The 12220-nt window shown below is 62.2% G+C and carries 9 protein-coding genes; 3 read left to right on the forward strand and 6 right to left on the reverse strand.

Going from position 1 to position 12220, the window contains the following annotated elements; translation table 11 throughout:
• Positions 1-33 precede the first annotated feature (33 nt).
• Together tfpB and ACZZZU_RS16525 are read right to left on the reverse strand one after the other, a co-directional pair.
• Positions 34-1818, reverse strand: a complete 1785-nt coding sequence (tfpB, locus tag ACZZZU_RS16520; protein WP_122497404.1) for a type IV pilus assembly ATPase TfpB — start codon at positions 1816-1818, stop codon at positions 34-36.
• A 214-nt stretch (positions 1819-2032) separates the two neighbouring features.
• On the reverse strand, positions 2033-3403 hold the full coding sequence (locus ACZZZU_RS16525) for a CYTH domain-containing protein (protein WP_463551222.1): 1371 nt from the start codon (positions 3401-3403) through the stop codon (positions 2033-2035).
• Positions 3404-3587: 184 nt separating this feature from the next.
• Here ACZZZU_RS16525 and argE point away from each other — a divergent pair, with 184 nt between their 5' ends.
• Both argE and argA read left to right on the forward strand, forming a co-directional pair.
• A complete protein-coding gene (argE, locus tag ACZZZU_RS16530) occupies positions 3588-4751 on the forward strand; it encodes an acetylornithine deacetylase (protein ID WP_463551223.1) in 1164 nt (387 codons plus the stop codon).
• A gap of 103 nt (positions 4752-4854) precedes the next feature.
• Positions 4855-6153: an amino-acid N-acetyltransferase gene (gene argA, locus ACZZZU_RS16535; RefSeq protein ID WP_463551224.1), complete on the forward strand. Its 1299-nt coding sequence runs from the start codon at positions 4855-4857 to the stop codon at positions 6151-6153.
• A 309-nt stretch (positions 6154-6462) separates the two neighbouring features.
• On the opposite strand, the gene rmf is transcribed toward argA, so the two are convergent.
• From rmf to ACZZZU_RS16555, 4 genes are all read right to left on the reverse strand, one after another.
• Entirely contained in the window at positions 6463-6675 is a 213-nt protein-coding gene (gene rmf / locus ACZZZU_RS16540; RefSeq protein ID WP_122497397.1) for a ribosome modulation factor, read from the reverse strand.
• Positions 6676-6784: 109 nt separating this feature from the next.
• Positions 6785-8368 (reverse strand): glutamate--cysteine ligase, encoded by a 1584-nt coding sequence (gshA, locus tag ACZZZU_RS16545; protein WP_463551225.1) that lies wholly within the window; start codon positions 8366-8368, stop codon positions 6785-6787.
• Between the two features lie 171 nt (positions 8369-8539).
• Entirely contained in the window at positions 8540-8944 is a 405-nt protein-coding gene (locus ACZZZU_RS16550; RefSeq protein WP_122497393.1) for a PaaI family thioesterase, read from the reverse strand.
• A 3-nt stretch (positions 8945-8947) separates the two neighbouring features.
• Positions 8948-11260 carry a Tex family protein gene (locus ACZZZU_RS16555; RefSeq protein WP_463551226.1) on the reverse strand — a complete coding sequence of 771 codons (2313 nt, stop codon included), beginning with the start codon at positions 11258-11260 and terminating at the stop codon, positions 8948-8950.
• 163 nt (positions 11261-11423) lie between these two features.
• Here ACZZZU_RS16555 and ompR point away from each other — a divergent pair, with 163 nt between their 5' ends.
• Entirely contained in the window at positions 11424-12155 is a 732-nt protein-coding gene (gene ompR, locus ACZZZU_RS16560; protein WP_122497389.1) for an osmolarity response regulator transcription factor OmpR, read from the forward strand.
• Positions 12156-12220: the final 65 nt, after the last annotated feature.

Consider the following 12220-nt stretch of genomic DNA (forward strand, 5'->3'; position numbering starts at 1 on the left):
CTTGTTGTTGGGGGTGATGTTGCGCGTTGAACCTTACTTTTGTTCACTCTGCGGCGTCACCCGCAACACTTCCTCGATGGTGGTGAGCCCGGCCGCAACCTTCTGTGCGCCGGAGAGACGCAAACTGCGCATTCCCTCTTTAAACGCCTGGCGACGCAGCGACAGCAAATCGGTGTCGGCGCTGATAAAGGGTTTCAGGCTGTCGCTCAGTTGCATGATTTCGTACACGCCCGCACGGCCACGGTAGCCGGTGTCGCGGCATTCCAGACAACCGACCGCCTTGTGCGCCCCGGTGGGTAGCGGCGCGCTCCACGGGCGTGTCAGTGATTGCCAGTCTTCTTCACTGATCTCGACCGGCTCTTTGCAGTGCGGACACAGCGTGCGCACCAGACGCTGCGCCATGACACCGAGTAACGTGGCCTTGAGCAGGTAATACGGCACGCCCAATTCCAGCAAGCGCGTAATCGCGCTCGGCGCGTCGTTGGTGTGCAAGGTGGACAGCACCAAGTGGCCGGTGAGCGCGGCCTGGATGGCCATTTCGGCGGTTTCCAGGTCGCGAATCTCGCCGACCATGATGATGTCCGGGTCTTGCCGCATGAGCGCGCGCACGCCGCTGGCGAACGTGAGGTCGATGTTGTGCTGCACCTGCATCTGGTTGAAGGCCGGCTCGATCATCTCGATCGGGTCTTCGATGGTGCACAGGTTCACTTCGGAGGTGGCGAGCTTTTTCAGCGACGTATACAGCGTGGTGGTTTTGCCCGAACCGGTGGGGCCGGTGACCAGGATGATGCCGTTGGGTTGGCCGGTCATTTCCAGCCAGCGGCGCAAGTCATCCGGCGAAAAACCGAGTTGGTCGAAGTTCTTCAGCAGCACTTCCGGGTCGAAAATCCGCATCACCATCTTTTCGCCGAACGCGGTGGGCAGCGTCGACAGGCGCAGCTCCACTTCGCCGCCGTCCGGGGTCTTGGTCTTCACCCGGCCGTCCTGCGGTTTGCGTTTTTCTGCCACGTTCATGCGGCCCAGGGTTTTCAGGCGGCTGACGATGGCCATCGTCACCTGTGGCGGGAATTGATAAACGTTGTGCAGCACGCCGTCGATGCGAAAGCGCACGGTGCCTTGCTCGCGGCGCGGCTCGATATGAATGTCGCTGGCGCGCTGCTGATAGGCGTACTGGAACAGCCAGTCGACGATATTGACGATGTGCGAGTCGTTGGCGTCCGGCTCCTGATCGCTGGCGCCGAGGTTGAGCAATTGTTCGAAGTTGCCAATGTTGGTGCTTTTGGTGTCGACAGCCGAGGCGCCGCTGACCGACTTGGCCAGGCGGAAAAACTCCACGGTGAAGCGCTGGATATCTGCCGGATTGGCCACCACGCGCTTGATCGGGCGCTTGAGCACGTGGGTCAGGTTGGCTTCCCAACTGGCCACAAACGGCTGGGCACTGGCGATGGTGACGGCTTCGTTATCCGCCGCCACGGCGAGAATTTTATGTCGCTGGGCGAAGGCATACGACATCAGCGGCGTGACCGCAGCCACGTTGATCTTCAGCGGGTCGATGCGCAAATACGGCTGGCCAGCGAGGGCGGCCAGCCAGATGGTCAAGCTTTCGAGGTCGAGCTTTTTGCCGGGGCGGGTGAGGTCGTCGACTTGCTGCGCGGCAATGAATTCGAGGGGATGCAGTTGCGTGTTGCTGGAGCTGCGGCGAATCGCCATTAACTGCTCGGCGGTGTCTTGGCCGACGCGGCCTTGGGCCACCAGCTCGCGCAGCAGATCATTGAGATCCAGCGTGCGATCCTGGGCCTGAGAAGCGAAGGCAGACATGCAAACTCCTGTTAAACGCGGTGCTGGGGTAGATCAAGAATAGTCGCAAGCATGCCCGAATGCGTGGGCTGGCGCCAAACCGAGTCCACAGGTTTTGCGCGCTATTGGCATTTGCAGGGAAGAGCCCCTCTCCCGCCCTTCGGGCACCCTCTCCCGCAAGCGGGCGAGGGGAACGGGTCGAGAGCGGTGGGGGGGCAGAATGTCGGAGGGGGCTTCAACCGCGCAACAAGGTTTTCCACGCTTTTGTGGTCAGCACCGTTTGCGCTTGCTGGCTGCGCGCATCGAGGCAGTCGTCTTCGATGGGGCGGTGGGCGAGGTCGCGCAGTTTGTTCAGCTCGCCGTACAGGCGGTCCACTTCTGGCACTTCAACCAGCACCTGACGCGCCAGTCGCAACCACACTTGGATGCGCTCGATACGCGGCAGTTGCTCAGCCAAATCTTCCGGCTGTTGCTGGTAACGACCCAGTTGCAGACTGCGCGCTTCTTCGGCCAACAAGGTCGGCAGCCAGTTGCCCAGCGGCGCCGCGCCTTGGCGGTTGCCACGGTTGTTGCGCTCGGCAGTCCAGGCGTTGGACATCAGCCATAGCGACGTATTGAGCGAGAACTGGCCCCAACGCGTGCCTTGCAGCTCTGCTTGGAACAGCGCTGGCGCGGCTTGACGGGCGTCATCGTCGCTCAAACCGGCGACCACACGCGGGCGCCAGTCGTTCAGCAGCGCGTCAAGGCGCTCGCGCAGGTCATGGCTGCTGGTACGCGGCGCGGCCTGGCCCAGGCTGCTGAGCAGCGCGCGCAGGTCCACCAGGTTTTCCAGCCATTCCACCAGCAAACGCCAGTGGCCGTTGAAGCGGTATTGCTCAGCCAGGCGCTGGCTGCTGCCCAGCAGGTTCCAGGCCAGCGCGGCGAAAGCCGAGTCCAGCGGCTGCTCAACGGTCAGTTCAGGCTGCGGCAGGTTCAGCGAGTAGCTGCCGGCATCGAACAGGCGATAGCCGCGTTCGGCTTTGCTGATGTCGCACGGCATCAGCGCGACGTCGGCGGCCAGCTCGGCGGCCAGTTCCAGAAGCGCTTGCGGCTCGCCTTGGCGCAGCTCGAGTTCGAGTTCGCAGATTTCTTCTTCCTGGCCGTCGGCGACTACTTTGCCGAGGTCCAGCGCCGCTTCTACCACGACCTTGGCCTTGCCACGGCCCCAGGCGATTTCGGCGCGTTGGCGGGTGAAATCGGTGGTGAAAATGACTTGCAGGGTCTTCTTGTCAAGCTCAGCCAGCGCGGCAGGCCAGCAGCTGTCGTCGAGCTTTTTCAGGTCAAGCTTGGGTTTGGTCAGGTACCAGTCGTACTCGTTGCGCTCAGACAAACCGGCCACGCTTTGACCACGGGTTTTCAGGGTCTGGATAAATTGATCACCGTCGCGGCGAATGCGCAGGGCGATGCGGGCCTTGGCCAGGTCGCGCTCGGGGGTGTCGAAATATTGATTCAACAGTTCGCGCTGCTCCCAACCGGCTTTGTTGCGCTTCTTCAGCAACGGGTGGTCGCGCAACACAGTGAGGGTTTCGCGGCTGACGCGGAGTTTGATTTCGGTTTCTTTCTGCATGGCCGGGGAATCCAAACGCGGTGAACTTAAGAGAGCGCGCAGTGTACCGCACTGTGGGAGCGGCTTTAGCCGCGATGCCTGGAAACTTCGGTTTCAGGCCCGGCCAATCGCGGCTCAAGCCGCTCCCACAGTTTATTCCGTCGCTGTTATAGCCCTATGATGGGCCTCGCTTTGGAGACCCGGCATGCCACTACCCACCCTGAAAGAGCAATTCGCCGCGCTGATCGCCGCGCCTTCGGTGAGCTGTACGCAGCCGAGCCTGGACCTGTCGAACAAGGCGGTGATCGATCTGCTCAGCACCTGGCTGGGCGACCTCGGTTTTCGCTGCGACGTGCAGCAAGTCTCTCCCGGCAAATTCAACCTGCTCGCCAGCTTCGGTTCCGGCCCTGGCGGCCTGGTGCTGGCTGGGCACAGCGACACCGTGCCGTTCGACGAAGCCCTGTGGAAAAGTGATCCGCTGAAGCTCACTGAAGTGGACGGCACCTGGGTCGGCCTTGGCGTGTGCGACATGAAGAGTTTCTTCGCGCTGGTCATCGAAGCGGTTCTGCCGCTACTCGCCCACCCGTTCAAGCAGCCGTTGTTGGTGCTGGCCACCTGCGACGAAGAAAGCTCCATGGCCGGCGCCCGTGCCTTGGCCGCCGCTGGCCAGCCGCTCGGGCGGGCGGCGGTGATTGGCGAGCCGACAGGGCTGCGGCCGATTCGCTTGCACAAGGGCGTGATGATGGAGCGCATCGATATTCTCGGCCAGAGCGGCCACTCTTCCGACCCAAGCCTGGGCCACAGTGCCCTTGAAGCCATGCACGCGACCATGGCCGAGCTGATGACGCTGCGCCAGAAGTGGCAACGGCTGTACCGCAACGAGCAATTCAGCGTGCCGCAGCCGACCCTGAATTTCGGCTGCATCCATGGCGGCGACAACCCCAACCGTATCTGCGGCCAGTGCTCGCTGGAATTCGATTTGCGGCCGTTGCCGGGCATGGATGCCGAACACCTGCGCGCTGCCATTCGCGAGAAGCTTCAGCCGATTGCCGAGCGCCATCAGGTGAAAATCGACTTCGCCCCGCTGTTTCCCCATGTACCGGCGTTCGAACAGGCCGCCGACGCCGAGCTGGTACGCGTGGCCGAACGGCTGACCGGCCATCGCGCCGAGGCAGTGGCATTCGGCACCGAAGCCCCTTATCTTCAGCAACTTGGTTGCGAGACCATTGTGCTCGGCCCCGGCGATATCAGTTGTGCGCACCAGCCGGGCGAATTCTTGGAACTGTCACGTTTGCAGCCCACCGTGAAAGTGCTGCGCGAACTGATCCAGCATTACTGCCTGACCCCCACCGCCCCGTTAACCCAATGACAAGGAGCACCCGCGTGTTGCAGCCCCAATTCCGACGATAAAGCTGACTGACCCGCTGTACCTGCACTGGCTTTCTCATCACGAATAAAAGGCTCTTCGCGCTATGCCGGAATACGTCAATTGGCTTCGCCACGCTTCCCCCTATATCAACGCTCACCGGGACCGGACCTTCGTGGTCATGCTGCCCGGCGACGGCGTTGCGCACGTTAACTTCGGCAACATCGTTCACGACCTGGTGTTGCTGCACAGCCTGGGCGTGCGCCTGGTGCTGGTGCATGGCTCGCGCCCGCAAATTGAAGCGCGCCTGGCCGCCCGTGGCCTGACCCCGCATTACCACCGCGACATGCGCATCACCGACGGCCCCACGCTGGAATGCGTGATCGACGCCGTTGGCCAGCTGCGTATCGCCATCGAAGCGCGTTTGTCGATGGACATGGCCGCCTCGCCCATGCAGGGCTCGCGCCTGCGAGTGGCCGGCGGCAACTTCGTCACGGCGCGGCCTATTGGCGTGGTTGAAGGCGTGGACTACCACCACACCGGCGAAGTGCGGCGGGTCGACCGCAAAGGCATTGGCCGCTTGCTCGACGAGCGCTCTATCGTGCTGCTGTCGCCGCTGGGTTATTCGCCCACCGGCGAGATTTTCAACCTCGCCTGCGAAGACGTGGCCATGCGCGCCGCCATCGACCTGGGCGCCGACAAACTCATTCTGTTCGGCAATGAACAAGGCCTGATGGACGACGCTGGCAAGCTGGTGCGCGAACTGCGCCCGCAGCAAGTGCCCACCCATTTGCAGCGCCTGGGCAACAGCTACCAGGCCGAGCTTCTGGATGCGGCGGCGCAAGCGTGCCGGGGCGGGGTGAAGCGCGCCCATATCGTCAGCTACAGCGAAGATGGCTCGCTGCTCACCGAACTGTTCACCCGAGACGGCGGCGGCACGCTGGTGGACCAGGAGCAGTTCGAGCAATTGCGTGAGGCCAGCATTGAAGACGTCGGCGGCCTGATCGACCTGATCAGCCCGCTGGAAGAGCAGGGCATTCTGGTACGCCGTTCACGCGAGGTGCTGGAGCGCGAGATTGAGCAATTCACCATCGTCGAGCGCGACGGTTTGATCATCGCCTGTGCCGCGCTGTATCAGATCGCCGATTCGGACAGTGGCGAGTTAGCGTGCTTGGCGGTCAACCCCGAATACCGCCATGGCGGACGCGGCGACGAACTGCTCGAACGCATCGAAGAGCGGGCACGGGCGCAGGGATTGAAAACCTTGTTCGTGCTCACAACCCGCACCGCCCATTGGTTTCGCGAGCGCGGCTTTGAGCCAAGTGGTGTAGAGCGCCTGCCAGCGGCGAGGGCTTCGCTTTATAACTATCAGCGTAATTCGCAGATATTTGAGAAGCAGCTGTAAGGCCATATTCGGCGATTGCCGATTTCGCGTTTCACTTGTAGGAGCCAGCTTGCTGGCGAAGATTTTTCGCCAGCAAGCTGGCTCCTACAAGTGAGCGTTGATGGAGCGAGTTCCGGATGCCCCTCTCCCGCAAGTGGGCGAGGGAGAAAGGCCGAGCGCGGTGGTGAAATTTCCCCTCGCCCGCATGCGGGAGAGGGTGCCCGAAGGGCGGGAGAGGGGCTTTTTAGAAGGGCGGATCGAGTAAAGCCCGGCCCTCACCCCCGGCCCCTCTCCCACAAGTGGGCGAGGGGTGCAGAGCAGTTGAGTTTGTTATGCCGTCTTCTGCACAAGCAGCTGATACTGCTCTTCCCCATCATCCCAACCCGCTTCCCAGGCAGCTGCCAATACATCGGCGGCGTGGGGTTGGTTGGTGATCGGGTTGCCAGTTAAACCGGCCATGTAGCCCTGTTGGTAGGCCTTGTTCAGGCTTTCCAGGCTCCATTGCGGTTCGTCTTCCTTGGGAATGGCCTCGGGCGGCGCCATGGGTGAACTCACGTTGGGGAACTGGGCTAATGCTAGCCGTGCCCGGCCAGGAGCGACTGACCGTCGGTCCCGGCTTTTACCCCGCTGGCTTTTTTTGTGACGGTATCGACTAAACCGCCAGGGCCAGAATACTGGCCTGGTAAGCGGCCACGAACGTGTCGAAATCACCGCTCTGTTCGGCTTCCGTTGCGGCCTGATCGGCCAGCGACTGCTGCACCGATTGCTCAAACGCTGCGCGTTGTTCATCGCTCAGCGGCTTGCTGCGGAAGTACTCGGCGTGGGCCTGGCTCTGGCGGAACGAGAACTGCGCAAACGTTTCGTTGTTGGCCTTGAGGCTCGCCAGTACCTGCGCCGAGGGCGTCAGGGCTGGGTCGGCAACTTTCGCGCGCTGGGCTTCAAGCGCCTGAACATGCAAGTCGCTGCCATGGCTTTGGTCCAGCAAAACGCTGATCTGGCCGATCTGGTCCAGCAAGTCCGTGGCCCAGTCTTGCAGGCTGATGGTTTCGCCGTTGCGACAGAGTTGCAGGCCCGGTTTGCGGCCTTCTTTCACCACGGTCAGGAAGTTGTCGGTACAGCCGCTGCACTCGCCGCCGCCCAATTCCGGGCTGTGTTGCAGGGCGCAGAACAGCACGAAGGCGTCGATAAAGCGCGCGCTGGTCAGGTCGATGCCCATTGGCAGGAAGGGGTTGATGTCCAGGCAGCGCACTTCCACGTATTGCACGCCGCGGGCCATCAACGCCTGAATGGGCCGCTCGCCGCTGTACGTCACCCGCTTGGGGCGGATGTTCGAGTAGTACTCGTTTTCGATCTGCAGGATGTTGGTGTTCAGCTGCTGCCATTCGCCGTCTTTCTTGGTGCCCGCTTCGGCATAAGCCGGGTAGGGCGTCGACACCGCCTGGCGCAGGCTGTCGGTGTAGCTGGCCAGGTCGTTGTAGCACGGAGTAAGGCCGGCCTGGGCGCTGCTCTGGTAACCCAGGTCGCTCATGCGCAGGCTGGTGGCGTAGGGCAGGTAGAGGCTGTCGGCGTCCAGTTGCTCGAGCTTGTGCGGCCGGCCGCGCAGGAAGCCCGCGTCCAGAGCCGGCGAGGCGCCGAACAGGTACATCAACAGCCAGCTGTAGCGGCGGAAGTTACGGATCAGGGCGATGTAACGCTCTGACTGGTAGTCGCGCAGGCTTTGCGTGTCGTCTTCAGCCACTTGCAGCACCGGCCACAGCGCTTCGGGCAGGGAGAAGTTGTAATGGATGCCGGCGATGCACTGCATGGTCTTGCCGTACCGCAGCGCCAAGCCTTTGCGGTACACGTATTTAAGCCGGCCAATGTTCGAGTTGCCGTAGCGGGCAATCGGAATCACCTCTTCTTCCGGCAACGGGCAGGGCATCGACGGGCTCCACAGGTACTCATTGTCGAGTTTGCTGTAGGCGAAGCGGTGGATCTGTTCCAGATCTTCCAGCGTCACGGCCGGGTCTGTTTCAGCTGGGGTGATGAACTCCAGCAGCGACTCGGAATAATCCGTGGTGATTTGCGGATGGGTAAGCGCCGAGCCCAGCGCAATGGGGTGCGGCGTCAGGGCCAGTTGGCCCTGGCTGTCGACACGCAGGCATTCGCGCTCGATCCCGTGCAGGCACTGGGTAAGCAAATTCAGGTGGGCGGGCTTGCTGAGCAGTGCCAAACGGCGGGAGAGGAGGTCGCTCAATTTTGTGTTCCTTCGCGTCAGTCGGCCCTATATGGGGGCTAGATCAACGGTCTGCAAGGGCAATGGGAAACAACTGGCGTGGTCGCCTGGTTTACGCAATTTCGCAACAGATTACCCGCACCGCAGGCGGAACTCACCTAGCCGCTCTCGGGCGGTAGTTGAGCGGGGCGTTTACAGGCAGGCGAAGGTCGCTTGGGCTTTGGCCACCAGTTTGTCGCCCTGGTGCACCTCGGCTTCGATCACTTGCGTGCGCCGGCCGGCGTGCACTACCCACGCGCGGCAGAGGATGTCGCCCTCGTCTACCGGGCGGATGTAGTTGATCTTGCTCTCCAGCGTCACCGTGCCCGGCCCGCCGACCACGCTGTGGCTGGCCTGGCCCATGGCCGTGTCGATCAGCGAAAACAACGCGCCGCCGTGCAGCTTGCCGTGCAGGTTGCGCAGGCCGTCGTGCATGCTCAGGCGAATAATCGCCTCGCCGCCGTCGGCCTTGAGAATGTGCAAGCCCAGCAAGCGGGCGAATGCGCTTTTACTGCCGACTTCTTCGGAATTGGAAAGCGGGTCCGCTGGCTGGGTCATGGTTTATTTCCGTAGTTGCTTGGCGTTGGCGAACAGCGAAGCCATGGCGTTGTTGCTTGGCGCCGGCTGTGTGGTCGGTTGCGCCTGCGGGCGAGGCTTGCCGCCGCCACGTTTCTCGCCGCCGCGCGGGCCGTCGATTTTCTCGCCGGGGGTGTCGCCCATGCGCATGGACAAGGCGATGCGGTTACGCGGAATGTCCACTTCCATCACCTTGACCTTCACCACGTCGCCGGCCTTCACCGCTTCACGCGGGTCTTTGACGAATTTCTCCGACAGCGCCGAGATGTGCACCAGGCCGTCCTGGTGCACGCCGATGTCCACGAACGCGCCGAAGTTGGTGACGTTGGTCACCACGCCTTCGAGGATCATGCCCAGTTGCAGGTCTTGCAGGGTTTCCACGCCGTCCTGGAATTCAGCGGTTTTGAACTCTGGACGCGGGTCGCGGCCGGGCTTCTCCAGCTCGGCGAGAATGTCGCTGACGGTCACCAGACCAAAGGTTTCGTCCGTGAATTTCTTCGGGTCCAGGCGCTTGAGGAAGCTGGCGTCGCCAATCAGCGAGCGCAGGTCGCGGCCGGTGTCCGCAGCAATGCGTTCCACCAGCGGGTAGGTTTCCGGGTGCACGGCGGAAGCGTCGAGCGGGTTGTCGCCGTTCATCACGCGCAGGAAGCCGGCCGCTTGCTCGAAGGTTTTATCGCCCAGGCGCGGCACCTTTTTCAGCGCATCGCGGGTTTTGAACGCGCCGTGGGCGTCACGGTGGTTAACGATGTTTTGCGCCAGCGTGGTGTTCAGCCCGGAGATACGCGCCAGCAGCGGCACCGAGGCAGTGTTTACGTCCACGCCCACGGCGTTCACGCAGTCTTCGACCACGGCGTCCAGGCTGCGCGCCAGTTTCAGTTGCGACACGTCGTGCTGGTACTGGCCAACGCCGATGGATTTCGGGTCGATTTTCACCAGCTCGGCCAGCGGGTCTTGCAGGCGACGGGCAATCGACACGGCGCCGCGAATCGAGACGTCCAGATCCGGGAATTCTTTGGCTGCCAATTCAGAGGCGGAATACACCGAGGCGCCGGCTTCGCTGACCATGATTTTGGTCATTTTCAGCTCGGGCAGTTTTTTGATCAGTTCGGCGGCCAGTTTGTCGCTCTCGCGGCTGGCGGTGCCGTTGCCGATGGAGATCAGGTCGACGCGGTGTTTGATGCACAGCGCGCCGAGGATGGCCAAGGTCTGGTCCCACTGCTTTTGCGGCACGTGGGGGTACACGGTGGCGTATTCCAGCAGCTTGCCGGTGGCATCGACCACGGCGATTTTGCAGCCGGTGCGCAGGCCCGGGTCCAGGCCCAAGGTGGCGCGCGGGCCGGCCGGTGCGGCCAACAGCAGGTCGTGCAGGTTGTGGGCGAAGACGTTGATCGCCTCGGTTTCGGCGCCGTCGCGCAGCTCGCCGAGCAGGTCGGTTTCAAGGTGCGTGTAGAGCTTGACCTTCCAGGTCCAGCGCACCACTTCGCCCAGCCATTTGTCGGCGGCGCGGTTTTCGTTACGAATGCTGAAATGCTCGCCGATCATGCCTTCGCACGGGTGCAGGGCGCCGGGCGTCTCGTCGCCGACTTTCAGTGCGGAGCTCAAAATGCCTTCGTTGCGGCCACGGAAAATGGCCAGCGCACGGTGCGACGGCATGCTTTTCAGCGGTTCGTCGTGTTCGAAGTAATCGCGGAATTTAGCGCCTTCTTCCTCTTTGCCAGCCACTACCCGGGCGCTGAGGATGGCTTCGTGCTTGAGGAAGCTGCGCAGTTTGTCGAGCAGCTTGGCGTCTTCGGCGAAGCGCTCCATGAGGATGTACTTGGCGCCTTCGAGCACGGCTTTTACATCGGCGAAGCCTTTCTCTGCGTCGACAAAACGAGCGGCTTCGGTTTCTGGCGTAAGGGTTGGGTCGTTGAACAGGCCGTCGGCCAACTCGCCGATGCCGGCTTCCAGGGCGATCTGGCCCTTGGTGCGGCGCTTCTGCTTATAAGGCAGGTACAGGTCTTCGAGGCGGGTCTTGGTGTCGGCGAGGTTGATTTCGCGGGTCAGCTCCGGGGTGAGCTTGCCTTGTTCTTCAATGCTGGCCAGGATGCTGGCGCGGCGCTCGTCGAGTTCGCGCAGGTAGCGCAGGCGCTCTTCGAGGTTTCGCAGTTGGGTGTCATCCAGGCTGCCGGTGACTTCTTTACGGTAACGGGCGATAAAGGGAACCGTGGAACCTTCATCCAGCAAAGCGACTGCAGCGGCGACTTGCTGCGGGCGAACACCCAGTTCCTGGGCGATACGGTTGTTGATGCTATCCATTAATAAAAGACCCACTTTAATAAGACGAGCTGACATGAAAACGTGAAGGGCCGGCATTATACCCAGGCCCTTTTGTTGCAACCGGGAAAAATCTGCTAACGAATGGTGCGCAACTGCTGCGCGGTCTCTGCGCCATAATGCGCGACGATTTGAAGGAGCACCTATGAGCAATACGGCCCCGCTGGAAGGCGAAAAAATCCTGATCGTCGATGACGATCCCGGTCTGCGACGCCTGTTGGAACGTTTCCTGGAAGAGCAAGGCTACCGCGTTCGGGCGGTGGAAAATGTGGAGCAGATGGACCGTCTGCTCTCGCGTGAACTCTTCCAACTGCTGGTTCTGGACCTCATGCTTCCCGGCGAAGACGGCCTCTCGGCCTGCAAACGCTTGCGCGAAGCCAACAACCAGATGCCGATCATCATGCTCACCGCCAAAGGCGATGAGAGCAGCCGGATTCAAGGCCTCGAACAGGGCGCCGACGACTACCTGGCCAAACCGTTCAACCCTCGCGAATTGCTCGCACGCATCAAAGCCGTGCTGCGCCGCCAGACCGTTTCCGTTCCGGGCGCGCCAGGCAGCGAAGACGAAACCGTGACCTTCGGCGACTACGAATTGTTCCTCGCCACCCGCGAACTCAAGCGCGGCGAAGAAGTGCACATGCTCACCACCGGCGAGTTCGCCGTGCTCAAAGCGCTGGTGCAACACGCCCGCGAGCCGCTGACCCGCGACAAACTGATGAACCTGGCCCGCGGCCGTGAGTGGGACGCGCTGGAGCGTTCCATCGACGTGCAGATTTCCCGCCTGCGCCGGTTGATCGAGCCGGACCCGTCCAAACCACGGTATATCCAGACCGTGTGGGGCGTGGGTTATGTGTTTGTGCCGGATGGTAATAAGTAACGCTGCATCACCCTCCTTGTGGGAGCGGCTATAGCCGCGATGCGCTTGATTAAAAGCATCGCGGC

This window comes from Pseudomonas sp. AC136, from assembly GCF_979258585.1.